A 26,959-nucleotide genomic window follows, 5' to 3' on the forward strand; every position below is an offset into this window, starting at 1 on the left:
CGTCGTCTCATTCTCCGGTTCGTCCTTGCCCGTTCGCCACGTCGAGGACTCCGGGGAGGGCCCGGAGGAAGGCGTCCGCCTCGGCGTCGGTGAGGACCAGCGGAGGCATGATCCGTACGACATCGGGGGCGGGCGCGTTCACCAGGAGGCCGGCGTCCTGAGCCGCCTGCTGCACCTGGGGTGCGAGGGGCTCGGTGAGCACGATACCCAGCAGGAGGCCCGCACCACGGACGTGGGAGACCAGCGGGTGGCCGAGACCCTCGATTCCCTGGCGCAGCCGCTCCCCGACCGACTTGACGTGGTCGAGGGCCGCGTCGGCCCCGAGGGTGTCCAGGACGGCGAGTCCGGCGGCGCAGGCGATGGGGTTCCCGCCGAAGGTGGTGCCGTGGTGGCCGGGGCCGAAGAGCTCCGCGGCCGGGCCGAAGGCGACGGTCGCGCCGATCGGGAGGCCGCCGCCGAGGCCCTTGGCGAGGGTCACGACATCCGGCTGGACGCCTTCGTGGGCCTGGTACTCGAACCAGTGGCCGCAGCGGCCGATCCCGGTCTGCACCTCGTCGAGGACGAGGAGCGTGCCGGTGGCGCTCGTGATCTCCCGGGCGGCCTTGAGGTAGCCGGGGGGCGGGACGACGACGCCGTTCTCGCCCTGGATCGGCTCGATGATCACGAGGGCCGTGTCCTCGGTGACGGAGGCGCGCAGCGCTTCGGCGTCACCGTACGGGACGTGCGTGACGTCACCGGGCAGCGGCAGGAAGGGCGTCTGCTTGCCGGGCTGGCCGGTGAGCGCGAGGGAGCCCATGGTCCGGCCGTGGAAGCCGCCCTGGGTGGCGACCATGTGGGACCGGCCGGTGAGCCGGCCGATCTTGAACGCGGCCTCGTTGGCCTCGGCGCCCGAGTTGCAGAAGAAGACCTTGCCGGGCCGGCCGAAGAGGCCGAGGAGCCGCTCGGCGAGGGCGACGGGCGGCTCGGCGACGAAGAGGTTGGAGACGTGGCCGAGGCTCTGGACCTGCCGGGTCACGGCCTCGACGATCGCCGGGTGCGCGTGACCGAGGGCGTTGACGGCGATGCCGCCGACGAAGTCGAGGTACTCCTTGCCGTCGGCGTCCCAGACCTTGGCGCCCTCACCGCGGACGAGGGGCAGCTGGGGGGTGCCGTAGTTGTTCATGAGGGAGCCCTGCCACCGCTGGGTCAGCTGCTCGTTGCCGGTGCCGCTCATCGGTCCCCCTGTCCGTCCGGCACGACCATCGTGCCGATGCCCTCGTCGGTGAAGATCTCCAGCAGGATCGAGTGCTGGACCCGGCCGTCGATCACGCGGGCCGTGGTGACCCCGTTCCGTACGGCGTGCAGGCAGCCCTCCATCTTGGGGACCATGCCGCTGGAGAGCTCGGGCAGCAGCTTCTCCAGCTGGCTCGCGGTGAGCCTGCTGATGACCTCGTCGCTGTGGGGCCAGTCCTCGTAGAGGCCCTCGACGTCGGTCAGGACCATCAGCGTCTCGGCACCCAGCGCCGCAGCGAGTGCCGCAGCCGCCGTATCAGCATTGACGTTGTAGACATGTCCGTCGTCCTGGGAGCGGGCGATGGAGGAGATGACCGGGATCCGGCCGTCCTCCAGGAGCGCCTCGATGGCGCCGGTGTCGATGGCGGTGATCTCACCGACCCGGCCGATGTCGACCGTCTCTCCGTCGATGACCGGCTGGTGCTTGGTGGCGGTGATGGTGTGCGCGTCCTCGCCGGTCATGCCGATGGCGAACGGGCCGTGCTGGTTGAGCAGGCCGACGAGCTCGCGCTGGACCTGGCCGGCGAGGACCATCCGTACGACGTCCATGGCGTCCTCGGTGGTGACGCGCAGGCCGGCCTTGAACTCGCTGACGATGCCGTGCCGGTCGAGGGCGGCGCTGATCTGGGGGCCGCCTCCGTGCACGACGACCGGCTTGAGGCCGGCGTGGCGCAGGAAGACGACGTCCTGGGCGAACGCGGCCTTGAGGTCCTCGTCGATCATGGCGTTGCCGCCGAACTTGATGACGACGGTCTTGCCGTGGTGGCGGGTGAGCCAGGGCAGGGCCTCGATGAGGATCTGGGCCTTCGGCAGGGCGGTGTGCTTCCGCGCGGGGGTGTTGGGGTTGTCGGCCTTGGTCATGACGAGTACGCGCTGTTCTCGTGGACGTAGTCGGCGGTGAGGTCGTTCGCCCAGATGACGGCGGTCTCGGAGCCGGCGGCGAGGTCGGCGGTGATGGTGACCTCGCGGTAGCGCATGTCGACGAGCTCGCGGCCCTCGCCGACGGAGCCGTTCCTGCAGACCCACACGCCGTTGATGGCGACGTTCAGCCGGTCCGGGTCGAAGGCGGCCCGCGTCGTGCCGATGGCGGAGAGCACCCGGCCCCAGTTGGGGTCCTCGCCGTGGATGGCGCACTTGAGGAGGTTGTTCCGGGCGATGGAGCGGCCCACCTCGACGGCGTCGTCCTCCGTCGCGGCGTTGATCACCTCGATGCGGATGTCCTTGCTGGCGCCCTCGGCGTCGCCGATGAGCTGGCGGGCGAGGTCGTCGCAGACGGCCCGTACGGCCTCGGTGAACTCGTCCTGCGCGGGGGCGACGCCGGAGGCGCCGGAGGCGAGGAGGAGCACGGTGTCGTTGGTGGACATGCAGCCGTCGGAGTCGACCCGGTCGAAGGTGACGCGGGTGGCGCCCCGGAGGGCGCTGTCCAGGCCCTTGGCGTCGACGTCGGCGTCGGTGGTGAGGACGACGAGCATGGTGGCGAGGCCGGGGGCGAGCATGCCGGCGCCCTTGGCCATGCCGCCGACCGTCCATTCGCCCTTGGTGACCACGGAGGTCTTGTGGACGGTGTCGGTGGTCTTGATGGCGATGGCGGCCTTCTCGCCGCCGTGCTCGGAGAGCTCGCCCGCGGCCTTCTCGACGCCGGGGAGGAGCTTGTCCATGGGGAGCAGGATGCCGATGAGGCCGGTGGAGGCGACGGCGACGTCGCCGGCGCCTACCTCCGCGCCCTTGGCGCTCAGGACCTCGGCGACCTTCTCGGCGGTGGCGTGGGTGTCCTGGAAGCCCTGGGGGCCGGTGCAGGCGTTGGCGCCGCCGGAGTTGAGGACGACGGCGGTCAGTTCGCCGTCGGCGAGGACCTGCTGGGACCAGAGGACCGGCGCGGCCTTGACGCGGTTGGAGGTGAAGACTCCCGCGGCGGCGCGGCGGGGCCCGGTGTTGACCACGAGGGCCAGGTCCGGGTTGCCGTTCTGCTTGATTCCGGCAGCGATGCCCGCCGCCGTGAATCCCTTCGCTGCGGTCACGCTCACGGCGCAACTCCAATCGTGGAAAGTCCGGTGTCCTCGGGAAGGCCCAGGGCGATGTTCATGCTCTGCACCGCACCGCCCGCGGTGCCCTTGGTGAGGTTGTCGATGGCGCTGATGGCGATGATCCGGTTCGCGGCCGCGTCGTACGTGACCTGCACCTGAACGGCGTTGGAACCGTAGACGGACGCCGTCGCCGGCCACTGCCCCTCGGGCAGCAGGTGGACGAAGGGCTCGTCGGCGAAGGCCTTCTCGTACGCGTCCCGTACGGACTCGGCGGTGACGCCCGGCTTCGCGGCGGCCGTGCAGGTGGCGAGGATGCCGCGGGGCATCGGGGCCAGGGTCGGCGTGAAGGAGACGGTGACCCGCTCCCCCGCCGGACCACTGAGGTTCTGGATCATCTCGGGGGTGTGGCGGTGGCCGCCGCCGACGCCGTACGGCGACATGCTGCCCATGACCTCGCTGCCGAGGAGGTGGGGCTTGGCGGCCTTGCCCGCGCCGGAGGTCCCGGAGGCGGCGACGATCACGGCCTCGGGCTCGGCGAGACCGTTCTCGTACGCGGGGAAGAGCGCGAGCGAGACGGCGGTGGGGTAGCAGCCGGGCACCGCGATGCGCTTGGACCCTTCGAGGGCGGCGCGGGCACCGGGCAGCTCGGGAAGCCCGTAGGGCCAGGTCCCGGCGTGCGGGGAGCCGTAGTACGTCTCCCAGTCGGCGGGGTCCTGGAGCCGGAAGTCGGCGCCCATGTCGACGACGAGGACGTCGGGGCCGAGCTGCTCGGCGACGGCGGCCGACTGTCCGTGCGGCAGGGCCAGGAAGACCACGTCGTGCCCGGCGAGCTCCTCGGCGGCGGTCGGCGCGAGGACGCGGTCGGCGAGCGGGAGCAGGTGGGGCTGAAGGGCGCCGAGCTTCTGGCCCGCGTTGGAGTGGCCCGTCAGGGTGCCGATCTCGACGTGGGGGTGGGCGAGAAGGAGGCGCAGGAGTTCTCCGCCCGCGTATCCGCTCGCACCCGCGACCGCTGCTCGTACCTTCATCGAAACCCTCCTCATAGATGGCATGACTATACGTGCGTCCGCAGTTTTATGCAACGACGGTCATCGGCCACGCGCGGTGGCCGGTTACCCTCTCCGCCGTGAAAGAGGCGGTCCCACCAGGGCCGCAGGGGAGGAACAGAACATGACGGTGACGACTGACGTCGCCCAGGGGGCCGAGCCGCAGTGCCCCGAGTGCGGGACACCGGTGACGGGCGGAGGGCGGTACGTCGCCTGGTGCGCCGCGTGCGAGTGGAACGTCGATCCCGAGGTACGCGACGAGGAGTCGCCGGGACGGATCGAGCGGATGCGACGGGGGCTCGCGCGGCGCTACGGGGAGCAGCTGTTCGACGAGCTCGGCGCCGCCGACCGCGACGGCGATCGCGACCGCGATACCGGTAGCGACGGCCATGACGGTGGCGACGGCGACGGTGGGCGGACCGACGGTGCGGCAGCCGGGCGGCGGCCGCGGCGCGGGGCGGCCGGGGCGCTCGCCACGGCGCTCGCGCTCACCGTCCACGGCGTCACGCTGGCGATGCTCGCGGTCGGGGTGTGGCTGGTCGTGGCGGGGTGGGGCACGAGCGCCCTGCCCGTGCTCGGCGGGTTCCTGCTCCTCGTGGCGTTCGTGCTGCGGCCCCGCTTCGACAGCCTCGCGAAGGTCGAGGACCGGCTGCCCGTGCTGCGCCGGGATGACGCGCCGAAGCTCTTCGCCCTGCTCGACGAGGTCGCTGCGAGCGCCGGAACCACCGGCGTACGGGCCGTGGTGATCGACGCCGACACCAACGCCTCGGTCAGCGCGTACGGCATCCGGCAGCACCGGGTGCTCCACCTCGGGCTCGGCCTGTGGCAGACGCTGTCGCCGCAGGAGCGGATCGCGCTCCTGGGCCACGAGTTCGGGCACTACGCCCACGGGGACACCCGCCACTCCCTGGTCGTCGGCAACGCCTTCCGTTCGCTGTCGACCTGGCGCTACGCCCTGGCGTCCGAGCCCGCCGACAGCCTCATGGGGCACTTCGTGAACCTGGTGACCGCGCTGCCCCGCCTGCTCGTCGAGGGCGTCGTCGTCCTCCTGGACCAGCTGACCCTGCGCGGCTCGCAGCGCGCCGAGTACCTGGCCGACTCGACCGCCGCCCGCGCCGCGGGGACGGAGGCGGCGGCCGGCCTGATGGACCGGCTCCTCGTCTCCGACGGCGTCACCGGCGAACTGCGCCGAGAGGCCGTGGCGGCGCGGACCCGGATCGGCGGCGCACGCCGGGACGATCCGGCCGAGGGGCTGTGGGAGCGGCTCGCCGCCCACGCCGCGTCGGTGCCGGAGCACGAGTACGAGCGTCTGCGCCGGGTCGCGGAGCGGCGCGGGCACAGCGTGGACTCCACGCACCCGCCCACCCATCTGCGCCACCGCCGGCTCACCGGCGGCGAGCGGCGCGAGGCCCTGATCGTCCTGGACGCGCCGCGGGCGGCGGAGGTCGACGCGGAGCTCGCGGACGCCCGTCGGGTCATCGCCCGGGAGGTCGTACGGGGGTAGGCGGCCGGCGTCCCGTGCGGGGGCGGGGGCCGGAGGGCCTGCAGCGGGGGCCGTGTCACATCCGGGGGCGTCCTCGCGTCAACGCGGTGACGGAACCGACGAGGAGTGAGGCCCCATGCACGACAACACATTGCTCACCGCTCTGACCAGGTGCTTCGACACCGATCAGGAGCAGCTGCGGGGCGTGGCCCTGCGGATGACGGGGTCGCGGGCCGAGGCCGAGGACGTGCTCGCGGCCGTGCGGGCGGAGCTCGGGCGGGACGGCGCGGTGGCCGTACGGAGCTGGCTGGCGGCCCATGTGGGGCAGGCATGCGTACGAGGCGTCCAGGAGCGGGTGGCGGCGGGGCGGACGGGGCCCGGGGGCTTCGGGAGCGGGGGTGTCGGGAGCGAGGACTTCGGGAGCGAGGGCCTCGGGAGCGGGGGCTTCGCGAGCGGGGACGGGGGTGGAGGCCGTGCGCTCGGTGGCCTTGCCGGGGCGGACGCTGTGTGGCTCGCGCTGCTCGTGGTCCTGGAGTCCTTCGGGGCCGAGGAGCGGCTCGCGTACGTCCTTCACGACCTGTTCGGGCTGCCGCCGTACGAGACCGCGCGGGTCACCGGCGGCTCCCCCGTGGACGCGGCGCGGCGTGCCCGGCGCGTCCGGGAGCGGATCCGGGGCGGCAGGGCGGCGCGTACCGACGGCGATCCGGGGCGGCAGCGGGCGGTGGTGGAGCGGTTCCTGGCGGCGGCACGCGCGCGTGACGCCCGCGCGCTGGCCGCGCTGCTCGCCCCGGATGCCGTGGCGTTCTCCGAGCGCGGGCCGGTCCACGGCGCCCCGGCCGTCGCGGAGGCTGCCGCCGCCTTCGCCCGCCTCGCCGACGTGGCGAGGCCCGCGCTGATCGACGGGTCCGTCGGGCTCGTCGCCTTCGTGGCCGGCGTCCCGGTCTCCGCGGTGGCGTTCGCGCTCCGGCACGACCGGATTGCCGTCCTCGACATCACCACGGGGGACGAGCGTGTGCGCGCCCTTGACCTGGCCTTTCCTGACGGGTGAGAGAGGGCGGGGCCCGCGCCGGGGCGAAATTCCGGTGCGGCGAGGTGCCCGCTCCCGTAGCCTGGACGGATGTCTACGCCCCGAATCTCCTAGCTGCGGACCCACACCCACGCCACCCGTGTGTCCCTCAGCTGTTTCGGAGCGTTATCCCATGATCACCGTTCGTGGTGCCGACGTGCGCGTCGGCGCCCGGCTCCTGCTGTCCGGCGTCTCCTGCCACATCGCCCCCGGCGACCGGATCGGCCTCGTCGGCCGCAACGGCGCCGGCAAGACCACCCTGCTCGACACCCTGGCCGGGCTGCACGCCCCGGCCGCCGGCACCGTCACCCGTACCGGCAACGTCGGCCATCTCCCGCAGGACTCGCGGGCCGCCGACCCGGCCGTGTCCGTCACCGACCGGATCCTCTCCGCGCGCGGTCTCGACCGGGCCGTCCGGCGCCTCGCGGAGGCGGCCCGCCGGCTCGGCGAGGCGTCCGACGCGCGGGCGCTCGCCGCCTACGACCGGGCCGAGGCCGCGTTCGAGGCGGGTGGCGGGTACGCGGCCGAGGCGGAGGCGGCCCGGGTCGCCGCCGGGCTCGGCCTGCCCGCCGAGGTGATGGACCGGCCCGTCGGCCGGCTGTCCGGCGGGCAGAAGCGCCGGGTCGAGCTGGCCAGGATCCTCTTCGCCGGTCACGGCCCGGAGGACACCCTGCTCCTCGACGAGCCGACCAACCACCTGGACGCCGACTCGATCGGCTGGCTGCGCGCCTTCCTGACCGCCCACCGGGGCGGCCTGGTGCTGATCAGCCACGACGTCCGGCTCCTCGCCGACACCGTCAACCGCGTCTTCCACCTCGATCCGCAGCGCGCCGCGCTCGACGTCCACAACACCGGCTGGCGGGCCTACCTCGCACAGCGGGAGGCCGACGAGCGGCGCCGGGTGCGCGAGCGGGCCAACGCCCAGCGGAAGGCGGCCTCCCTGCACGCGCAGGCGGAGCGCATGAAGTCCCGGGTCGCGACGGCGACGACGGCGCGCAGCATGGCGCGCCGGGCCGACCGGATGCTCGCCGGGCTCGACCCCGCGCGCCAGGCCGAGCGGGTCGCCCGCATCCGGCTGCCCGAGCCCGCGCCCTGCGGCCGCATGCCCCTGGGTGCGGTCTCGCTGACCAAGGCGTACGGGGGACGTCCCGTGGTCGACGGAGTGGACCTGGCGGTCGACCGGGGCAGCCGGCTGGTCGTCCTCGGGCTCAACGGAGCCGGGAAGACGACGCTGCTGCGGCTCCTCGCCGGGGCGGAGACGCCCGACGCGGGACGGGTCGTGCGCGGCCACGGCCTGCGCCTGGGGTACTTCGCCCAGGAGCACGAGACGCTGGACCGGGGCCGTACCGTCCGGGAGAACCTCGCGGCGGCCGCGCCGCACCTGACGGACGGTGAGGTACGGGCGGTCCTCGGCGCCTTCCTGTTCCGGGGCGACGACGCCGACAAACCGGCCGGGGTGCTCTCCGGCGGCGAGAAGACCCGGCTGGCGCTGGCCGCCCTGGTCCACTCCGGCGCCAACGTGCTGCTCCTCGACGAGCCGACGAACAACTTGGACCCCGCGTCCCGCGACGAGGTCCTGGCGGCCCTGGGCACCTACCCGGGCGCGATCGTGATGGTCACGCACGACGTGGGCGCCCTCGACGCGCTGCGCCCGGAGCGGGTCCTGCTGCTCCCGGACGCGGACGAGGACCTGTGGAGCGAGGAGTACCGGGAGCTCGTCACCCTGGCGTGACGGGGAGGGCCCCGGGCGGCAGGGCGCCGGGCTGCGGGGCGCCGGGCTGCGGGGCGCTGCGCGCCGCCAGTTCGTCGCGCTGTCGCGTCAGGCGGGCGATCTCCGCGTCGAGGGCCGCGATCCGGTGGCTGACGACCGGGGACGCCCGGAAGCAGACGCCCTCCGGGACCTGCCGGGCGCGGATCGTCGCCGCGTCGAGCAGCGGCAGGCGGTCCACGCAGGCGCGGACGTCCTCGACCGTCAGCCCGAGGGAGAGGAGTTCGCGCACGACCCGGACGCGCGCGACGTCGTCCGGACCGTAGCGCCGCTGACCGGTGGCGGTGCGGTCCGGCGGCGGGAGGAGGCCCCGCTGCTCGTAGAAGCGCAGGGCTCGGGGTGTGGTCCCCGCCGCTGCCGCCGCGTCACCGATCCGCATCCCGGCTGCCCCCGTCGTCACATTGGTCCCCTTCGCGGCCGCCGTCAGGGCAACTCGACGACGACCGTGCCGAGATGACGCCCCTCCATCACCTCACGCAACGCCTCGGCGGCGCGTTCCATGCCCGCCACTCTGACGTGCGGGAAGGTGATCTCGCCGGCGCGGAGCCAGTCGCCGAAGCGGGTCCGCCACTCCTCCCCCGTCTCCGGGTGGTCGAGCGGGCTGAAGCCGCGCAGTGTGATCCGCTTGAGGATGAGCGGGTACGCGTCGAGCTCCACGCGCGCGCTGGTGCCCGTTCCGCGCGGGTCGAGCTGGCCGGAGAGCGCGCCGACGAGCACGAACCGGGCACCGGGGCGGGCGGCGTCGACCGCCGCGCTCAGCTGCTCGCCGCCGACGTTGTCGAGGAGTACGTCGATGCCTTCGGGCGCGGCCGCGGCGAGCTGCTCGGCGAAGGGGACGTCCGTGCCCCGGACGACGGCCGCGTCGTAGCCGAGTTCGGCGACGAGCCGCTCGGCCTTGGCGCGCGTCCCGGTGCTGCCGATGACCCGGCCCGCGCCGAGGAGCCGGGCGATCTGTCCGGCCATCGTCCCGACGGCACCGGCGCCGCCGGTCACGAGGACCGTGTCCCCTGCGCGTACCTCCACGCCCCGGGTGAGGGCGGCGTACGCCGTCCAGCCCTGGGAGAGGTGCGCGACCGGGTCGGGCAGCGCGTCGCCGAGGGGGGGGCAGGAGGCGGCTGGCACGCGCGCGTACTCGCGCCAGCCCTGCCAGTGGGAGACGAGGTCCCCGGCCCGCAGGCCGGTGCCGGGAGCCGCCGACACGACCTCTCCGACGGCCGCGCCGAAGAGGGGATCACCCGGGTCGATGCCGGGGAACGGCGCGCCCGGGACCCCTCCCCCGATGAGGGTCCGCAGCGCGGCGGAGACCACGAACCAGCGGTTCCTGACGAGGACTTCGTCCGGAGCGGTCGGCTCGGGGAGCGGGGTGCGGACGAGGTCGAGGTGCTCGGGCCCGGGGAGGCCGCTGCCGGGTCGGGTGCGCAGCCGGATCTCGCGGTGGGTGGTCATGGGGCGCTCCGGAGGGAGGGTCGGTCAGGTCGCCGGGACCGTAAACCCTGACCCGCGCGTCAGGGTCAAGTCCGGGGCCGGGGAGGGTGACCCCGGAGGGACTGACGCCCGGGATCCGCCTAGCCTGAAGGCATGATCATCGATGCGCGGACCCATGTACGGGTCGCCCGCCCCTCGCGGGACCTCGCCGCCGCCGAGCGGTTCTACGTCGACGGGCTCGGGCTCGACGTGCAGTGGCGGACCACTGCACGCGAGCCCGGCGAGCACGACCTCCTGATGGTCGGCCCGGCCGGCGGGGGCTGGCATTTCGAGCTGACCCGCGACCCCGAGCACCCGGTGGAGCCGGCCCCGACCGTCGAGGACCTGTTCGTCGTCTACCTCGGCGCGCCCGTGGAGGAGCAGCAGATAGAGCGGCTGCTCGCGGCGGGCGGTACGCGCATACCCGCCCACAACCCGTACTGGGACGAGTACGGCGTCACCGTCGCCGACCCCGACGGCTACCAGCTCGTCCTCTGCTCCCGCACCTGGGGCTGACGCCTCAGGCGGTGTCGTCCCGGTCGGGCTGGCGGACGGCCCGGATGACCACGAACTTCGGGTCGCTCGCGACGAGCTCGCTGTTGCCGAAGATGCGGCGGAGGGTCACGTGGTAGCCGAGGTGGCGGTTGCCGACGACCCACAGTTCGCCGCCCGGCCGCAGCGCGCGCCGCGCTTCGGTGAACATGCGGCGGGCCGTGCGGTCGGTGGTGGCCTGGTGGCTGTGGAACGGCGGGTTGTTGAGGACGAGGTCGACCGAGCCGGCGGGCAGGTCCGAGAGCCCGTCGCCGACGAGGAACTCGGCCTTGCGTCCTTCGCCCACGTGGGTGCGGAAGTTCTCCTCGGCCGAGGCGACCGCCTGGTACGACTCGTCGGTGAAGACCAGTTCCGCGTCGGGTTCGTGGAGGGCGATGGCGAGGCCGACCACGCCGTTGCCGCAGCCGAGGTCGGCGACGCGGGCCCGGCCGAGGTCGCCCGGCAGGTTCGCGAGCAGGAAGCGGGTGCCGATGTCGAGGCGGTCCGCGCAGAAGACGCCGGCGTGGTTGGTGACGGTCAGCCCGGGGAGGCCGGGCGCGGGGGTGTCCGCCGGGAGGGCGTACCGGTGCGGCCAGGGGTTCGGGCGCGGGACGAGGCCGGACTCGGGCGTGGTGTGGATCAGCCGGGCCTTCTTCACCGCGAGGGAGGTGCGGGTGGTCCCGAGGATCCGCTCGAAGAGGCGGAGGGTGGAGGTGTGGATGTCCTTGACCATGCCGGTGCCGACGATCACGGTGCCCTCGTGCACGGCGGGTGCGAGCCGGTGCAGCTGGTCCTCCAGGAGCGCGAGGCTCTTGGGGACGCGGACGAGAAGGACGTCGATCCGCTCGGGCGGCGGGTCCTGGGTGGTCAGCAGCCGGACGGCGTCCGGGGCGGCCCCGGCGCGCGCGAGGTTGGCCCGCGTGGCCTGCCGACCGAGGTAGGAGTCGGAGATCTGGACGAGCTCGCCGGTCCCGGCGGCCTGGAGTGCGGTGACGAGGGCTCCCCAGCGGTCGCCGAGGACGGCGACGGTGCCGGACAGGTCGGTACCGCTCTCGGCCAGATGGCCCAGGAGGTACTCGTCGGACGCGTCCCAGGCCCGCAGCGGATCGCGCGGGTCCTCGGGATGACGGGTCAGCGTGAAGGCGCCCCATGACGTGGTCAAACGGTTCATCGTGCCCTCAGGCTAGCCGGTCGCGGCCCCGCGTGCGGACCTATGGAGTCGGCGTCCGCCGGCTGGGGAGGTGCACGACCGGCCGGGCCGGGACCGCCGGAGGGGGCGGCTCGGAGGTCAGCGGAGGGCCGCGTCGAGGTGGAGGTGCCAGAGGCCGGGGCGGCCGGTGAGGGTGACGGTGGAGAGGGGGCGGACGTCGACGTTCCAGTACGTGGCGGGCGGGGCCTTCAGGGCGTACACGAGGGCGGCCCGGACGACGGAGGGTTCGGCGACGGCGACGATGGAGCAGTCCTCGGCGGGGCGGGTGTCGAGCCAGCCCCCTATGCGGGTGATGAAGGCGAGGAGCGGTTCCCCACCGTGCGGGGCGGCGCGGGCGTCGGTGAGCCAGGCGTCGACGGCGGCCGGTTCGAGGGCGGCGACCTCGGCGAGGGTGAGCCCGCGCCAGCGGCCCATGTCGCACTCGCGCAGCGCGGGCTGGGCGAGCGGCGCGTAGCCGAGGGCGGTGCCGGTGGCGCGGCTGCGCGGGGTCGGGGAGCAGTAGCGGAGTTCGGCCGCGCCGAGCGGGATGAGCGCGGGCGCGGCGACCTGCACCTCGTACCAGCCGGCCTCGTCGAGCGGCCGGTCGTCGTCGAAGCGTTCGGCGAGCAGGGAGGAGCTGCGTGCCGCCGCGACGAGCGTGACCCGAAGACTCATGGCCGCGATCGTGAGGCCGGTGGCCTCCCAGGTCAAGGGGTCATTTCCCGGGACCGGAGGGGCGCCGGGTCACTCCTGCCCGAGAGCCATCCACTTGTCCGGATTCTGCAGTGGCGTGAAACCGACCTTCTCGTACACGCCGTGCGCGTCGGCGGTGGCGAGCAGGATGCGGCGCAGTCTGTGCGGTGCGAGGTGGTCGCGGACGGCGGCCACGAGCGCGGTGCCGAGGCCGGTGCCGCGGGCCTGCGGGTCGACGTAGACGTCGCAGAGCCAGGCGAAGGTGGCGTAGTCGGTGACGATGCGCGCGTACGCGGCCATCTCGCCGCTCTCGCGGTGGTAGGCGCCGAAGTTGAGCGAGCCCGCGATGGCCGCGTCCTGCTTCTCCCGAGGTCGGCCGAGGGCCCAGTAGGCGTCCGTGGAGAGCCAGTGGTGGACGCGAGCCGCGTCGATCCGGGCGGGGTCGGCTGAGATCTCGTACGCCCCGTGCATGACGGTGGCGTCGGAGGGGGCGGATGCGGTGCCGGAGTTCATGGCCGCAGCGTCGCAGGGGGCGCGGGAAGTTGTCAGGTGAATTTGCCACGCGGGGGAAGCGCGGTGCGGCCGGTCCGGGCCTCCGCCCGGACCGGGTCCGCGGCTCAGGCCGTGAGTTCGTCGACCGCCGCCCGCAGGCGGCGCACGCCCTCCACGATCTCGATGGGGCCCGCCACACCCGCGAAACTCAGCCGGATGTGTCCGGCGGGGGGTTCGGCGCAGAAGTAGGGGCGGCCGGGGGCGACGGCGACGCCGGCGCGCAGGGCGGTGGCGAGGAGCGAGGCCTCGGGCACGGAGTCGGGGAGGCGGAGCCAGAGGTGGTAGCCGCCGGAGGGGACGCGGGGCAGGGCGAAGTCGGGGATCTGGAGGGCGACGGCGGTGGTCATGACCTCCCGGCGGTTCCTGAGCTCCTGGGAGACGGCCCGGAGGTGGCGGTGCCAGGCCGGGGAGCCGACGAGTTCGAGGGCGGCCTCCTGGAGGGGCCGGGGGACGAAGAAGCTGTCGACGACCTGGATGGCGCGCAGGCGTTCCAGGACGGGGCCGCGGGCGGCGAGGGCGCCGACGCGCAGGCTCGGCGAGGTGGGCTTGGTGAGCGAGCAGACGTGGACGACGACACCGTCGGGGTCCTCGGCGGCGAGCGTCGCGGGGAGCGGACCCGCGTCGTCGTGGACGAGGCGGCGGGCGAAGTCGTCCTCGACGACGAAGGCGCCTGCGGCGCGGGCGATGCGGACGACCTCCCGGCGCCGTTCCGGTGGGAGCGCGGTGCCGGTCGGGTTCTGGAAGAGCGGCTGGCAGACGAAGACCCGGGCGCCGGTGGCACGGAAGGCGGCTTCGAGGAGGTCGGGGCGGACCCCGTCGGCGTCGGCCGGTACGGGGACGGGGCGGAGTCCGGCGGCGCGGGCGACGGCGAGCATGCCGGGGTAGGTGGGCGACTCGACGAGCACGGGGGTGCCGGGCGGGGCGAGGGCGCGCAGGGCGGTGGTGATGGCGGACTGGCCGCCCGCGGTGATCAGCACCTCGGCGGCGGTGACGCTGCCGCCGATCTCGCGGGCGAACCACTCGCGCAGCTCGGGCAGGCCGTCGGTGGGCGGCCGGCTCCAGGCCCCGGGGCGGCGGCCCGCCCGGGCGAGGGCGGCGGCGAGGGCCCGCTCGGGCTGGAGGGAGGAGTGGAGGTAGCCGCCGTTGAACTCGATCACTCCGGGCGGCGGCGCGGACAGGGTGACGAGGACGCCGGAGGCGTCGACGGCCCGGGGGACGAGTTCGGTGGCGGTGTCGGCGCTGAGCGCGAGCTCCTGCCAGGAGGTGTCCCCCGCCACGGGGGTGGTGCGCGGCTCGGCACGGAAGGCGCCGGAGCCGGGGCGGGTGACGACGAGCCCTTCGGCGGCGAGCTGGGCGAGGGCTCGGGTGACGGTGACCGGGGAGACGCGGTAGCGCTCGACGAGCGCCCGGCTCGACGGCAGCTTTCCACCAGGTGAGTAGCGGTTGAGCTCCGTCTTCAGGGATTCTGCCAGTTCCGCCACACTGCTACGCTCATGCATGAGACCACAGGATAGCGCTACTGCCACCACCACGATAGCGGTCACGGCCACCGGGGGATGCACTTCCCCCCGGGCCGGGGGCGCCCCGGACGCGGCGGTCACCGGCCGGACCGCCCTCGCTCCCCGGAGCAGCGGCACCCTGCTCGCCCTCCTCGGCGTGGTCTCCTTCTCGCTGACCTTCCCGTCGACCGTCTGGGGCCTGGAGAGCTTCGGCCCCTGGTCGCTGGTGGCCGTGCGCTCCACGCTCGCCGCGCTCATCGCCGGTACGTTCCTCCTCGTCGGCCGGGTGCCGCTGCCGGAGCGCCGCCACTGGGCCGGCCTGGCCGTCGTCGCCGGCGGTGTCGTGATCGGCTTCCCGCTCCTGACCACGCTCGCCCTGCAGACCTCCACCACCTCGCACGCCGCCGTCGTCGTGGGCCTGCTGCCGCTCACCACGGCGACGTTCGCCGCGATCCGGACCGGGCGGCGCCCGTCCCGCACCTTCTGGTCCGCCGCGATCTCGGGGGCCGTCGTGGTGATCGCCTTCACGCTCCAGCAGAGCGGCGGCGCGGTGTCCACGGGCGACCTGTACCTCTTCGGGGCGCTGCTCGTGTGCGCCGCCGGCTACACGGAGGGCGGCCGGCTCGCTTCGCTCATGCCGGGCTGGCAGGTCATCGGCTGGGCCCTGGTCCTCTGCCTGCCGCTGATGGCGGTCGCCTCGGCCGTATCGCTGTCCGTCGAGCCGGTCCACCTCACCGCCCACGGCGTCATCGGCCTGGTGTGGGTGGCCGTCGGCTCCACGTTCTTCGGCCTGTACGTCTGGTACCGGGGCATGGCCGAGATCGGCATCCCCAAGGCCAGCCAGCTCCAGCTCGCCCAGCCGCTCCTCACGCTGATCTGGTCGGTCTTCCTGCTCGGCGAGAGCCTGCCGCTCGCCGCCCCGCTCGCCGCCGTCGGGGTGCTCGTCTGCATCGCGGTCACCCAGCGGGCGAAGGGCTGACGCGACGGATCAGGGTGATCCGGGTCACAATGGCAGACAGAGGCCCCGAGTAGGACTGGCGCGTTCGCGAGGAGGTCACCCCGATGCAGGCGAGTGTGGGCGACAAGCTGCTGGTGCACGGCCGCACCGTCGGTCATCACGACCGTACGGCCGAGGTTCTGCAGGTACTGGGGGAGAACGGCACTCCCCCGTACCGCGTGAAATTCGACGACGACGGTCACGAGGCCCTGATGTCGCCGGGCCCCGACACCGTCGTACGCCATCACCCGGAGGCGGAGGCCCGCTGAGCCCTCTCCTTCGGCGGACGGACCCTGGTCGGGTAGTGATCGGCCACCACGGCGGCCATCGCCCCGGCCCGGTCCGTGGCGACCTCCTTCGCCGCGAAGAAGCAGTGCCCGCCGACCGACCCGTACCCGGCGGCGAGTTCCAGGTGGCGTGACAGCTCCTTCGGGTCCTGCCAGGGCGGCGGCTGGGCGGGGTCGCCCGCCTTGTAGAGCGCCTCGCCGATGTACAGGCCGACGCCTGTCCCGCGGACGACCGCGTCCCACCAGGGCAGCAGCTTCGCGTAGTCGGCGGCGGGCAGCCCGATGTTCCAGTACAGCTGCGGGACGACGTGGTCGATCCAGCCCTCCCGGATCCAGGTGCGGGTGTCGGCGTACAGGTCGTCGTACGTCTGGACTCCGGCGCGGGTGTCCGAGCCCTCCGGGTCCGTGGCGATGTTCCGCCACACGCCGAAGGGGCTGATCCCGAAGGCCACGGGCTTCCGCTTCCTGGTCTCCCTGATCCGGGCGGACATCTCGGAGACCAGCAGATCGATGTTGTTCCGCCGCCAGGACGCCTTGTCGGGAAAATCACCGCCGTACCGCGCGTACGCCTCGTCGTCGGCGAAGACCTGCCCGGCCACCGGGTACGGGTAGAAGTAGTCGTCCCAGTGCACGGCGTCGATGTCGTACCGGCTCAGCGCGTCCAGCATCGCGTCCTGGACGAAGCTGCGGACCTCCGGCAGGCCCGGGTTGTAGTACAGCTTCCCGCCGTACGGCAGCACCCAATCGGGATGTATCCGGGCCGGGTGGTCGGCGACGAGCCGGGTCGGATCCGTGTGATTCGCCACGCGGTACGGGTTGAACCAGGCGTGCAGTTCGAGCTCCCGCGCGTGGGCCTCCTCGACGGCCGTGCCCAGCGGGTCCCAGCCCGGGTCGCGGCCCTGCGTACCGGTCAGGCACTGTGCCCACGGCTCGTACGGCGAGGGCCACAGGGCGTCGGCGGTCGGCCGGACCTGGAGGACCACCGTGTTGAGGCGGCGCTCGACGGCCGTGTCGAGGTGGGTGAGGAGCTCGGCGCGCTGTTCCCCGGCGGTGAGGCCGGACCGGGAGGGCCAGTCGCGGTTGGCGACCGTGGCCACCCACATGCCGCGGAACTCGCGCCGCCGGTGCGGCCGCTTCCGGCTCGGGGCCGCGGCGGCGGCCACCGCCGTCTCCCCCGTCGCCACCGCCGTCTCCCCCGCTGTCGCTCCCGTCACCGCGAGCGCCGCCCCGGTGGCACCGGCCACGAACCCTCTTCTGCCGATAGGCCGCACTTGTACCCCTCCTCTGTCGGATACGTCACACGCACCCGGACAGCATGCCCGGCCCGGACGATCGATCATCGGTTAATGAGCGGTAACGTCGTGGGGTCGAGGCGGACGCACCGGAATCACACGGGGGCCCGCCGCCAGAGAAGAGCGAAAGGCACGAGGTGACGGACTCCATGGCCGACATTGAGCGCGTCGGAGTGGTGGGTTGCGGCCAGATGGGCGCGGGCATCGCAGAGGTGTGTGCCCGGAGCGGCCTTGAGGTGAAGGTCGCCGAGACCACCGGCGAAGCGCTGGAGCTCGGCCGCACACGGCTCTACAACTCGTTGTCGAAGGCCGCCGAACGCGGCAAGATCAGCGAGGAGGAGCGGGACGCGACGCTCGCGCGCCTCAGCTTCACCACCGACCTGGGCGAGTTCGCCGACCGCGACCTCGTGATCGAGGCGGTCGTGGAGAACGAGCAGGTCAAGACCGAGATCTTCCAGGTGCTCGACCAGGTGATGACCCGGCCCGACGCCATCCTGGCCTCGAACACCTCCTCCATCCCGCTGGTCAAGCTGGCCGTGGCGACCTCCCGCCCCGACCATGTCATCGGCATCCACTTCTTCAACCCGGCCCCGGTGCAGAAGCTCGTCGAGCTGATCCCGGCCCTCACCACCTCCGAGGGCACGATCAGCCGTGCGCAGGCCTTCGCCGAGAAGGCGCTGGGCAAGCACGCGATCCGCGCGCAGGACCGCTCCGGCTTCGTCGTCAACGCCCTGCTCGTGCCGTACCTGCTCTCCGCGATCCGGATGTTCGAGTCGGGCATCGCGAGCCGCGACGACATCGACAACGGCATGGAGTTCGGCTGCGCCCACCCGATGGGCCCGCTGAAGCTCTCCGACCTCATCGGTCTGGACACGATCGCCTCGATCGCCGACTCGATGTACGCCGAGTTCAAGGAGCCGCTGTACGCCGCTCCCCCGCTGCTCCAGCGCATGGTGGACGCGGGCCGGCTCGGCCGGAAGACGGGCTCGGGCTTCTACCCGTACTCCTGATCTCCCCCGAACACCGGACGGCCCGTACACACGCACAGGTACGGGCCGTCCGGCATGTCACGGCGACACTCCTTCCCCGGGCGTCAGCCGAGGCGCAGATGGTGGAGCATGAGCAGCCCGGCGGCCATGTTGGCGGCCGGGATCTCGCCGCGGCGGATCATGTCGGGCACCTGTTTGAGCGGGATCCACGCCCGCCGTGAGGACTCGAACGCGTCCTCGGGCGGACCGGTGTACGTGGCCCGTTCCGCCCAGTAGAGGTGGTGGCGGGCATCGGTGAGGCCGTTCGACGGCTCGACGGTGAGGAGATGGCGCAGCGGCCCCGGCCGCCAGCCGGTCTCCTCCTCCATCTCGCGGGCGGCGGCCTTCTCGATGTCCTCCCCGTCCTCGACGACGCCGGCGGCCAGCTCCCAGCCCCAGCTGTCGGTGATGAAGCGGTGGCGCCAGAGCATCAGGACTTCGTCGGCCTCGTTGACGACGGTCGCGACGGCGACCGGGCGGAGCCGGATCAGATAGTGGTCGAGGTGGCGGCCGTCCGGGAGTTCGACGTCCGCGAGGTTCACCTGGAACCAGCGATTCTCATAGACAGAGCGTTCGCTCAGTTTCGTCCACTGCACGTTCTTGCCACCTTCCGACTGGTCGGTGCTTGTTTGGTGGCAATATCGCAGCAGTTGGCGGTCTACAGGGGAACGCGCAACGCTCCGTCGATGAGAGCCGCCGCGTCCCGGGCGTCGACTCCGCCGCTCGCGAGGAGATGCTCCCGCACCTGCCGCAGCCGGTCCCGCAGCCGCCGCGACTCCATCCCCCGGGCCCGCTCGGTCATCTCCACCGCCGTGCGCGCCGCCCCGTCGGCCTCGCCCCGCCGCAGCTCGATCTGGCACAGCATGGCCAGCCGGTGCACCCGGCCCCGGTCGTGCGAAGGCGTCCGGACCGCCGCCGAGGCGTGCTCGTGGGCCGCAGGAAGATCACCCAGACTGAGCAGGGCCTCCGCGACCTGCACGTTGACGAACCCCGGCTGGACGTACCCGGTCTCCGCCGGTTCCGCCCCCGGACTGATCCGCTCCGCCTCCGCCTCCGCCCGGCGGATGCAGGCCAGCGCGGCCGCCCCGTCGCCCAGATGCGCGTACGCCTTCGCCTGCATCGCCGTCAGATCGGCGGCGAGCGCCGGGGTGATCTGCCGGCCGGCGGCCCGCAGCGCCGCCTCCGCGAAGGCCACCGCCTGCCGGTACTCCCCCATGAACAGCGACTGGTTGACCAGGAGCGCGATCACATAGGCGCCGAGCCCCCGGTCCCCGCTGGCCTTCGCGAGCCGCAACGCCTGGTGGAAGTAGCGCTGGGCGAGACCGTGCGCGTCCGCGTCGTACGCGCAGATCCCGGCCACCGCCACCAGCCCGCCGGTGGCCCGGTGCAGCCGCCGGCCGAGCGCGTCGCTGTACGCGCCCCGCAGCAGCGGCGCGGTCTCGGTGGTGAGGAAGCCGACGATCCGGGCCCGCGTCGCGATGCCCCCGGCCTTCCGGTACATCTGCTCGTAGTGGGACCTGGCGGCGCTCAGTACGGCGATGTCGGCGGCCGACACCGTGGTGCCCCGGCCGTCGCGGGAGACGTCCACGTCCTCCGGCGGGTTCTCCCACTCCCACACCGGCATCACCGCGGGCGTACCCGTCACGGCCTGCGCTCCGACTATGTGCGGGCGCTGCTGCTCGTCGGAGCGCCACAGGGCCGCGGCGCGCTCGACGAAGCCGGAGAGCGGCGTCCCGAAGGCGGGCGGCGGCCCGCCCGGCACCCCGAGGCCGATGTCGTCCAGCGTCACCTGCCGGTGCAGCCGGGCGGCGAGCACCTCGCAGATCAGGTCGGGCACCTGGCCGCGCGGCCGCTGCCCCTTCAACCAGCGGGCCACGGCGGTGTGTTCGTACCGCAGGGGAATGCCCCGGGCCCGGCCGGCCCGGTTCACGCGGGCGGCGAGCCCGGCGTGGGAGACGCCCGCTTCGTCGAGCAGGGCGTCGAGCAGGGTGTTGGGCTGCATGCCCCCTCCGGTCGCTCGGTGAACTCAGCCTAGGGGGTGCCGGACCCGGCCCGTGGCCGATTCCCTACGGGTGATTTCGCACGGGGTGTGAACGAAGTACCCGTTCTTCCGGTCCGCGCACTCTGCCCGGCCCGGACCCGTACCGCTTGACTGTGCTTCTCGCCGCAAGGCGAAGACCGGGCCGCCGGCTCCCCCCTCGTACAGTGCGGCCGCCCGGTCCGCGTCGCCCGCTCCGCTGATCTGCCCGACACTCCGTGGCGGGGCGGGCGACGCCGGCGCCGGCCCCTCCGCTCAACAGTGGGAGGAGGGGGCGGGCCGGGGGCGGCGCAGCCCGGGTTCGGCGGGCTGCGCCGGCACCCGGACACGGTCGTTGCGGACGACGAGGAGCGCGATGTCGTCCGCGAGCCGGCCGCCCGTGTGGTCGAGGAGCTCCGAGTGGACCCGGCGGACCAGCGCCGCGGGCGTCTCGCCGGCCGCACCGGCCAGGGCCGCGTCGAGCGCGAAGAACCGGCCGCGATGGTCGCGGGCCTCCTCCGCCCCGTCGGTGTACAGGACCATCGTCTCGCCGGGAAGCAGCCGGGAACCGGCGTACGGCGCGAGCACGGCGGGCAGCGGAAGGACCCCCAGCGGCGGAAGCGGGTCGCCGAGCGGCAGCCGCTCCACCCGCCCTCCGATGCGGTACGGGCCGGGGTGACCGCAGTTGAGCACGGAGAGCCGCCCGTCGGCCGCGACCTCCAGGAGCAGCAGGGTCACGAACTCCTCGGCCACCGGATGCTCCGGCTCCACCCCGCTCCGCGCCGGGTGCTCGTCACGCGCCCGCTCCCGCAGATGCCGTTCGAGCGCCCGCTCCAACCGCCGCAGGACACCGCCGAGTTCCGCTTCGTCATGGGCGGCCTCGCGAACGCTCCCCAGCACGGCGACCACGGCACCGAGCGCGGCGAGGCCGTGGCCCCGCACGTCCCCGACGACGATCCGCACGCCGTACGGGGTGGCCACCGCCTCGTACAGATCCCCGCCGACGGACGCGCCCCGCGAGGCCGACAACTGCCCGGCGGCGAGCGCCAGTCCGTCGAGCCGCGCCGGGGGCGGCCTGAGCAGCACCTGCTGCGTGGCATCGGCGACGGCCCGCACCCGGGCCAACTCGCGCACGAACCCCCGCCGGACACCGAGGACGAGCCCGGTACCGACGGTGAGGAAGACGACGCTGGTGGCGATCCGCATGGGCAGCCCCGGCTGCCGGGCCAGCGGACAGCCGAACTTCCACACCACGGCCACCGCACCCCAGGCGGTGGGAAGAGCGAGCGGGGCCAGCCGGCGGAGCCGGGAGCCAGCGGAGACCAACGACCTGGAACGGATCATGCACGGCCCTTCCCGAGCCCCGACAGCGCCCGAAGGCCCTGCGGCCCACAGGTCCGCCCCTGCGGCCGCGTCGATTCTGCCGACCGTACGGGCCACGGGGGAACACCCCCCGGCGATCTCACCCGAAGGAGTGAGCACCCCCGGCGCGCCGCCTTTCGCCAGGGCTCCGCCACGCGCACGCGTGGCCGAATACCCGTCCGGCGTGCGACCCGAGGGTCGCTGGGCGGCTGAGCGAGCGAGATGAGGAGCGCGGGCATAATCTGAAGGAGGAAGTCTTGAAGAGGCCCCGTGATCGTCACATGTGAGGCCGCTCATGATGAAGTTCCTCAACTCCCCCCGTGTGCTGGCCACGTCGGTCGCGCTCACCGCCGCGTTCGTGTTCGGATCGCTGGGCACCGCGGCTCCGGCCTCCGCCTATGCTCCCGACACGACGGCCGGGCAGCCCGGTCAGGTGGTACTGCCCCAGGTCCAGGTGTCCGACGTCGGCAACACCGCGCAGGACCAGCGACTCACGTTCCACGCCGGCGCCGTGCCTCGGGTGTTCCGCTCTGCTGCCGTTCCGGCCACGGACGCGCAGAACGTCGTGGCCGCCTATGACCTCCAGCGGTGGAACGGCTCTCAATGGGTCGATGTCGCCCACCAGATGCACCGAGGTCAGATCCTCCCCGGCGAGAACGAGATCCCCCTGCCCATGGTCTGGATCCAACCGCCCACGAGCGAGGGCACGTACCGGATCGTGTTCAGTTTCGGCTGGAGCCCGACGAGTGCACCCGGTCGCGTTCTGGGCGAGCAGAGTTGGACGTCCAGCACGGCGGACGACCTCACGTGCGGCGGAATTCTCCGGGCGTGCGAGTCCCGCTCCGGACACATCGTGGTCGGTCCGCTCACTCCCTAGAGCGACCCGGTGCGCGTGGGGGCCCTTCGGAGGGAGGCCTCGTGTTCCGCTCACTCCGCTTCCTCGCCGTCGTCGTGGCAGCCGTTCTCTGCGTGCTCGCTCTGGGCGGCGCCGCCCTCCCGCCCCCGCCCGTGCCGAACCCCGTTGCGTGGATGAGGAGTTTCGACGACGTCTTCAGCCGGGGCACGAGACTCGTGGAGACGTACCGCCCCGGGGAGACGACCGTGCTGACCGAGCTGACCTCGCAGAAGACGAGACTGGACGAACTCTTGTCGGCGGTCCCCGCAGACCCGCCGGAGGCGGTCGTGGCGGCCGTCGTCCGAGGACAGCGGCTGGCGGTCGAGCTGGATGCGATCAACGTGGCGTACGCCGCCGTCGTCCCCGTCGAGGGCACCCCTCTTCGCACATGGGTGCAGCTGCAGCTCGACATGAGGAGGGTGGCGAAAGAAACGATCGAGGACGTGGCGTGCGGCGAGGTGTGGGCCCTGCTCTCCAACGACCAGAAGGAGCGGCTCGGCGTACCCGTCGAAGGGCACGACCACCTGGACAGCGCGCTGGGGACGATCGGGGAGAAGACTCGGGCGAACCTGGCCACGAGCTGGAATCCCGAATTCCTTGACAGGGCCGTCCGTTGGCTCACGTACGCGCAGGGCATCCAGGTGAAGGCCTTCGCGGTGGCGGAGTTCGTCAAGGGCGGCCAGTTCACCTCGACGGACGCGCTGGCCTTCTCCTACTACTTCCACTATTGCGCGAAGCCCCCGGGCTAGGCATCGCCCCCGGCAGCCGGAGAACGGCGGAGGGCCGCCCCGGGAATCCCCGGGGCGGCCCTCCTCGTGCTGCTCTGCCGTGTCGCTCAGGCGCCGCGCAGGACGGCGCCCGTGCGCTCGGCGGCCAGGGCGACCGCCGCGTCGCGGGCCGCGGTGGCCTCGTCGACCGTGAGGGTGCGGTCCGTGGCGCGGAACTTCAGGGCGTACGCCAGGGACTTGGTGCCCTCGTCGAGCTGGTCGCCGGTGTAGACGTCGAACAGGCGGATGGACTCCAGGAGTTCACCCGCGCCCTCGGTGAGGGCGGCCTCGACGTCGGCGGACGGGACCTCCGTGGCGACGACCAGGGCGACGTCCTGGGTGGCGACCGGGAAGGAGGAGATACGAGGGGCCTTCAGGGGGCCCTCGTTCGCCTTCTCCAGGAGGTCCAGGTCGATCTCCATCGCGCAGCTGCGGGCCGGAAGACCGAAGGCCTTCACGACGCGCGGGTGGAGCTCGCCGGCGTGGCCGACGAGGACCTTCTCGCCGTCGACCTCGACGTGGAACGCGGCGCAGCGGCCCGGGTGCCACGGGGCGTGCTGGTCGGCGCTGATGATCAGCTCGACCCCGGCCTCGGCGGCCACGCTCCGGCCTGCCTCGACCGCGTCGGCCCAGTCGGACGGACGGCCCTTGCCCCACCAGCCGGCCTGCTCGCGCGCACCGGCGAGGACGACCGCGGCGCGGCGCGGCTGCGCGGGCAGCGCGGCGTTGACCTCGGCGACCTCCTCGGCGGTGGGACGGCGGTCGACGGGCAGCCGGACGGCGACGCCGGGCTGTCCCTCGGGCCGGAAGACGAGACCGGTCTCGAAGAGCGCCAGGTCGTGACTGCCCCGGCTGTCGTTGCGGCGGAGCGCACCGAGCAGGCCCGGGAGCAGCGTCGTACGGAGCGCGGGCTCCTCGTCCGAGAGCGGGTTGACCAGGGTCACGAGCCGGCGACGGGCGTCGTCCGCGTCGAGGCCGAGGTTGTCGAGGGCCTGCTCGCCGATGAACGGGTAGTTCAGCGCCTCGACGTAACCGGCGCCTGCCAGGGCGCGGCCCACGCGGCGGTGGGTGCGCTGGCGCTCGGTGAGCCCGCGGCCGGCCGGGGGCTTCGGCAGCGTGGAGGGCAGGTTCTCGTAGCCCTCCAGGCGGATGACCTCTTCGGCGAGGTCGTTCGGCTCGTTGAGGTCGGGGCGCCACGAGGGCACGGTGACGACGAGCTCGTCCTGGCCGTAGACGTCGCAGCCGACCTCCTGGAGGCGGCGGACGACGGTCTCGCGGCCGTAGTCGACGCCCCCGACCTTGTCCGGGTGGTTCGCCGGCATGGTGATCGTGCGCGGCGCGGACGGGGCGCTGATCTCGGTGACGCCGGCCTCGGCGGTGCCGCCCGCGAGCAGCACGAGCAGGTCGACGCAGCGCTGCGCGGCGGCGCTGGGCGCCTTCGGGTCCACGCCACGCTCCCAGCGCTTGGAACCCTCGGTCGACAGCTTGTGGCGGCGCGAGGTCCGGGCGATGGTGATCGCATCGAAGTGGGCCGCCTCGATGACGACCTCGGTGGTGCCCGTGACGATGCCCGTCTCGGGGTCGGTCACCGGGTCGGCGATCTCCGTGTGGGCGCCGCCCATCACGCCGGCCAGCGCGATCGGGCCGCTGTTGTCGGTGATCAGCAGGTCCCCGGAGTCGAGGACGCGCTTGACTCCGTCGAGCGTGGTGATCGTCTCTCCGAGGGCGGCACGGCGGACCCCGATGGGACCGTCGAGCCGGGTGCGGTCGTAGGCGTGCAGCGGGGTGCCCAGCTCCATCATCACGTAGTTGGTGATGTCGACGGCGAGCGAGACGGTGCGCATGCCGGCCTTCTGGAGGCGGCGCTGCATCCAGATCGGGGTGCGGGCCTCCGGGGCCACACCGACGACGGTGCGGGCGGTGAAGCGGTCGCAGCCGATCGGGTCGGAGACCTGGACCGGGTAGCCGTACGCGTTCGGCGCGGGCACGTCGAGGAGCGCCGGGTCGCGCAGCGGCAGGCCGTACGCGGTGGCCGTCTCGCGGGCGACGCCGCGCATCGAAAGGCAGTAGCCGCGGTCCGGGGTGACGGCGATGTCGAGGACCTCGTCGTACAGCTCCAGGAGGACCGTGGCGTCGATGCCGATCTCGTACTCCGGCGGGAGCACGATGATGCCGTGCGTGCCGTCGTCGCCCATGCCCAGCTCGTCGCCGGAGCAGATCATGCCGCGGGAGACCCGGCCGTACGTCTTGCGCTCGGCGATCCGGAAGTCACCGGGGAGGACGGCGCCGGGCAGGGCCACGACGACCTTGTCGCCGACGGCGAAGTTCCGGGCGCCGCAGATGATCTCCTGGGGCTCGCCGGTGCCGTTGGCCTGGCCGACGTCGACGGTGCAGAAGCGGATGGGCTTCTTGAACTCCGTCAGTTCCTCGATGGTGAGGACCTTGCCGACCACCAGGGGACCGGTCAGGCCGGTGCCGAGCTGCTCGACGGTCTCGACCTCGAGGCCTGCCGAAATGAGTTTGGCCTGGACGTCTCGGCCGGTCTCCGTCGCCGGCAGGTCGACGTACTCCCGCAGCCAAGAAAGCGGGACCCGCATCAGATCTCCATCCCGAACGGTCGGGTGAACCGGACGTCACCCTCGACCATGTCTCGCATGTCGTCGACGTTGTGGCGGAACATCAGCATCCGCTCGATGCCGAACCCGAAGGCGAATCCGCTGTACTTCTCGGGGTCCACACCGCAGGCGACGAGCACCTTCGGGTTGACCATGCCGCAGCCGCCGAGCTCGATCCAGCCCTCGCTGCCGCAGGTGCGGCAGGGGCGGTCCGGGTTGCCGACGGACTCGCCGCGGCAGACGTAGCAGAGCATGTCCATCTCGGCGGACGGCTCGGTGAAGGGGAAGAAGTTCGGGCGGAGCCGGGTCTTCATGTCCGGGCCGAAGAGCGCCTGGACCATGTGGTCCAGGGTGCCCTTGAGGTCGGCCATGGTCAGGCCCTCGTCGACGGCGAGCAGCTCGATCTGGTGGAAGACCGGGGTGTGCGTGGCGTCGAGCTCGTCGGTGCGGTAGACGCGGCCGGGGCACACGACGTAGACCGGGGGCTCCCGGTCGAGGAGCGTGCGGGCCTGGACCGGCGAGGTGTGCGTGCGCAGGACGACACCGGACTCGTCACCCGTGGTGCCCTCAGGGCCCTGGATGAAGAACGTGTCCTGCATCTGGCGCGCCGGGTGGTCCGGGACGAAGTTGAGGGCGTCGAAGTTGAACCACTCCGCCTCGACCTCAGGGCCCTCGGCGACCTCGTACCCCATGGAGACGAAGACGTCCGCGACGCGCTCCATGAGCGTGGTCAGCGGGTGCCGGGCGCCGGCCGGGACACGGTCGTACGGCAGGGTGACGTCGACGGCCTCCTCGACGAGGACGCGGGCGTCCCGCTCGGCCTCCAGCTCGGTCTGGCGGGCCGCGAGCGCCTTGGAGACGGCGCCGCGGGCCTGGCCCACGACCTTTCCGGCGGCGGCCTTGGCCTGCGGGGGCAGGGCGCCGATCTCGCGGTTGGCGAGCGCCAGCGGCGAGGTGCCGCCGGTGTGCGCGGTCTTCGCGTGCGCGAGTGCGTCGAGGTCGCCAGCGGCCGCGAAGGCGGCGAGCGCCTCGTCCCGCATGCGCTCGATCTCTTCCGGTTTCAAGGCCTCGACCTCGACCGGGTCGTACGACTTATTCGGTGCCGACATCTCTTC

25 protein-coding genes are annotated in these 26,959 nt (G+C 73.2%); 9 read left to right on the forward strand and 16 right to left on the reverse strand.

Annotated features, from left to right (window positions below; genetic code table 11):
• Positions 1-7: 7 nt before the first annotated feature.
• Genes ACFC0G_RS34610 through argC form a run of 4 tightly spaced genes read right to left on the reverse strand, consistent with a single transcriptional unit; the run spans position 8 to position 4,321 of the window.
• Positions 8-1,213 carry an acetylornithine transaminase gene (locus ACFC0G_RS34610; RefSeq protein ID WP_376411355.1) on the reverse strand — a complete coding sequence of 402 codons (1,206 nt, stop codon included), beginning with the start codon at positions 1,211-1,213 and terminating at the stop codon, positions 8-10.
• Positions 1,210-2,133 carry an acetylglutamate kinase gene (gene argB, locus ACFC0G_RS34615; protein ID WP_376411358.1) on the reverse strand — a complete coding sequence of 308 codons (924 nt, stop codon included), beginning with the start codon at positions 2,131-2,133 and terminating at the stop codon, positions 1,210-1,212. Before argB ends, ACFC0G_RS34610 begins: the two co-directional genes overlap by 4 nt.
• Complete coding sequence (gene argJ / locus ACFC0G_RS34620; protein WP_376411360.1) at positions 2,130-3,296, reverse strand: bifunctional glutamate N-acetyltransferase/amino-acid acetyltransferase ArgJ; 1,167 nt, start codon at positions 3,294-3,296, stop codon at positions 2,130-2,132. The genes argB and argJ overlap by 4 nt, the downstream gene beginning before the upstream one ends.
• Positions 3,293-4,321, reverse strand: a complete 1,029-nt coding sequence (gene argC, locus ACFC0G_RS34625) for an N-acetyl-gamma-glutamyl-phosphate reductase (protein WP_376411363.1) — start codon at positions 4,319-4,321, stop codon at positions 3,293-3,295. The genes argJ and argC overlap by 4 nt, the downstream gene beginning before the upstream one ends.
• 142 nt (positions 4,322-4,463) lie before the next feature.
• Here argC and ACFC0G_RS34630 point away from each other — a divergent pair, with 142 nt between their 5' ends.
• The 3 genes from ACFC0G_RS34630 to ACFC0G_RS34640 all read left to right on the forward strand — a co-directional run bounded on the left by ACFC0G_RS34630 (position 4,464) and on the right by ACFC0G_RS34640 (position 8,620).
• Positions 4,464-5,843 (forward strand): M48 family metallopeptidase, encoded by a 1,380-nt coding sequence (locus tag ACFC0G_RS34630; RefSeq protein ID WP_376411366.1) that lies wholly within the window; start codon positions 4,464-4,466, stop codon positions 5,841-5,843.
• 115 nt (positions 5,844-5,958) lie between these two features.
• Positions 5,959-6,870, forward strand: coding sequence for a DUF4440 domain-containing protein (locus ACFC0G_RS34635; protein WP_376411368.1), 912 nt, complete (start codon positions 5,959-5,961; stop codon positions 6,868-6,870).
• Positions 6,871-7,021: 151 nt separating this feature from the next.
• Positions 7,022-8,620, forward strand: coding sequence for an ABC-F family ATP-binding cassette domain-containing protein (locus ACFC0G_RS34640; RefSeq protein WP_376411371.1), 1,599 nt, complete (start codon positions 7,022-7,024; stop codon positions 8,618-8,620).
• Here the strand turns inward: ACFC0G_RS34640 and ACFC0G_RS34645 are convergent.
• Both ACFC0G_RS34645 and ACFC0G_RS34650 read right to left on the reverse strand, forming a co-directional pair.
• Positions 8,607-9,035: a MerR family transcriptional regulator gene (locus tag ACFC0G_RS34645; RefSeq protein ID WP_376411488.1), complete on the reverse strand. Its 429-nt coding sequence runs from the start codon at positions 9,033-9,035 to the stop codon at positions 8,607-8,609. The two genes, ACFC0G_RS34640 and ACFC0G_RS34645, sit on opposite strands and share 14 nt — an antisense overlap.
• Positions 9,036-9,079: 44 nt before the next feature.
• Positions 9,080-10,102 carry an MDR family NADP-dependent oxidoreductase gene (locus ACFC0G_RS34650; protein ID WP_376411374.1) on the reverse strand — a complete coding sequence of 341 codons (1,023 nt, stop codon included), beginning with the start codon at positions 10,100-10,102 and terminating at the stop codon, positions 9,080-9,082.
• 132 nt (positions 10,103-10,234) lie between these two features.
• Between ACFC0G_RS34650 and ACFC0G_RS34655 the strand changes: the two genes are divergently transcribed.
• A complete protein-coding gene (locus ACFC0G_RS34655; RefSeq protein ID WP_376411376.1) occupies positions 10,235-10,636 on the forward strand; it encodes a VOC family protein in 402 nt (133 codons plus the stop codon).
• 4 nt (positions 10,637-10,640) lie between these two features.
• Here the strand turns inward: ACFC0G_RS34655 and ACFC0G_RS34660 are convergent, their stop codons facing one another.
• The 4 genes from ACFC0G_RS34660 to ACFC0G_RS34675 form a co-directional block, all read right to left on the reverse strand.
• Complete coding sequence (locus ACFC0G_RS34660) at positions 10,641-11,822, reverse strand: methyltransferase (protein ID WP_376411379.1); 1,182 nt, start codon at positions 11,820-11,822, stop codon at positions 10,641-10,643.
• A 117-nt stretch (positions 11,823-11,939) separates the two neighbouring features.
• Complete coding sequence (locus tag ACFC0G_RS34665; protein WP_376411382.1) at positions 11,940-12,515, reverse strand: histidine phosphatase family protein; 576 nt, start codon at positions 12,513-12,515, stop codon at positions 11,940-11,942.
• Between the two features lie 69 nt (positions 12,516-12,584).
• A complete protein-coding gene (locus tag ACFC0G_RS34670; RefSeq protein WP_376411385.1) occupies positions 12,585-13,046 on the reverse strand; it encodes a GNAT family N-acetyltransferase in 462 nt (153 codons plus the stop codon).
• 104 nt (positions 13,047-13,150) lie between these two features.
• Complete coding sequence (locus ACFC0G_RS34675; protein ID WP_376411388.1) at positions 13,151-14,584, reverse strand: PLP-dependent aminotransferase family protein; 1,434 nt, start codon at positions 14,582-14,584, stop codon at positions 13,151-13,153.
• Between ACFC0G_RS34675 and ACFC0G_RS34680 the strand changes: the two genes are divergently transcribed.
• A complete protein-coding gene (locus tag ACFC0G_RS34680) occupies positions 14,583-15,563 on the forward strand; it encodes a DMT family transporter (protein ID WP_376411391.1) in 981 nt (326 codons plus the stop codon). The genes ACFC0G_RS34675 and ACFC0G_RS34680 overlap by 2 nt on opposite strands.
• A gap of 83 nt (positions 15,564-15,646) precedes the next feature.
• Positions 15,647-15,850 (forward strand): DUF1918 domain-containing protein, encoded by a 204-nt coding sequence (locus ACFC0G_RS34685; protein WP_376411394.1) that lies wholly within the window; start codon positions 15,647-15,649, stop codon positions 15,848-15,850.
• Here the strand turns inward: ACFC0G_RS34685 and ACFC0G_RS34690 are convergent.
• Positions 15,826-17,112: a glycoside hydrolase family 10 protein gene (locus ACFC0G_RS34690; RefSeq protein WP_376411397.1), complete on the reverse strand. Its 1,287-nt coding sequence runs from the start codon at positions 17,110-17,112 to the stop codon at positions 15,826-15,828. The genes ACFC0G_RS34685 and ACFC0G_RS34690 overlap by 25 nt on opposite strands.
• 197 nt (positions 17,113-17,309) lie before the next feature.
• Between ACFC0G_RS34690 and ACFC0G_RS34695 the strand changes: the two genes are divergently transcribed.
• Complete coding sequence (locus ACFC0G_RS34695; RefSeq protein WP_376411400.1) at positions 17,310-18,170, forward strand: 3-hydroxybutyryl-CoA dehydrogenase; 861 nt, start codon at positions 17,310-17,312, stop codon at positions 18,168-18,170.
• A gap of 83 nt (positions 18,171-18,253) precedes the next feature.
• On the opposite strand, the gene ACFC0G_RS34700 is transcribed toward ACFC0G_RS34695, so the two are convergent.
• The 3 genes from ACFC0G_RS34700 to ACFC0G_RS34710 form a co-directional block, all read right to left on the reverse strand.
• On the reverse strand, positions 18,254-18,784 hold the full coding sequence (locus tag ACFC0G_RS34700; RefSeq protein ID WP_376411403.1) for an NUDIX hydrolase: 531 nt from the start codon (positions 18,782-18,784) through the stop codon (positions 18,254-18,256).
• Positions 18,785-18,846: 62 nt separating this feature from the next.
• Entirely contained in the window at positions 18,847-20,190 is a 1,344-nt protein-coding gene (locus ACFC0G_RS34705; protein ID WP_376411405.1) for a transcriptional regulator, read from the reverse strand.
• Positions 20,191-20,481: 291 nt separating this feature from the next.
• Positions 20,482-21,549, reverse strand: a complete 1,068-nt coding sequence (locus ACFC0G_RS34710; RefSeq protein ID WP_376411408.1) for a PP2C family protein-serine/threonine phosphatase — start codon at positions 21,547-21,549, stop codon at positions 20,482-20,484.
• 313 nt (positions 21,550-21,862) lie between these two features.
• Between ACFC0G_RS34710 and ACFC0G_RS34715 the strand changes: the two genes are divergently transcribed.
• Both ACFC0G_RS34715 and ACFC0G_RS34720 read left to right on the forward strand, forming a co-directional pair.
• Complete coding sequence (locus ACFC0G_RS34715) at positions 21,863-22,444, forward strand: hypothetical protein (RefSeq protein WP_376411411.1); 582 nt, start codon at positions 21,863-21,865, stop codon at positions 22,442-22,444.
• 41 nt (positions 22,445-22,485) lie between these two features.
• Complete coding sequence (locus ACFC0G_RS34720) at positions 22,486-23,211, forward strand: hypothetical protein (protein WP_376411413.1); 726 nt, start codon at positions 22,486-22,488, stop codon at positions 23,209-23,211.
• Positions 23,212-23,297: 86 nt separating this feature from the next.
• Here the strand turns inward: ACFC0G_RS34720 and pheT are convergent, their stop codons facing one another.
• Together pheT and pheS are read right to left on the reverse strand one after the other, a co-directional pair.
• On the reverse strand, positions 23,298-25,826 hold the full coding sequence (gene pheT / locus ACFC0G_RS34725) for a phenylalanine--tRNA ligase subunit beta (protein WP_376411415.1): 2,529 nt from the start codon (positions 25,824-25,826) through the stop codon (positions 23,298-23,300).
• Entirely contained in the window at positions 25,826-26,953 is a 1,128-nt protein-coding gene (gene pheS, locus ACFC0G_RS34730) for a phenylalanine--tRNA ligase subunit alpha (protein WP_317593859.1), read from the reverse strand. The genes pheT and pheS overlap by 1 nt, the downstream gene beginning before the upstream one ends.
• Between the last annotated feature and the right edge of the window lie 6 nt (positions 26,954-26,959).

The sequence above is a fragment of the Streptomyces sp. NPDC056169 genome, assembly GCF_042268445.1.
In the GTDB taxonomy this organism is placed as follows: domain Bacteria; phylum Actinomycetota; class Actinomycetes; order Streptomycetales; family Streptomycetaceae; genus Streptomyces.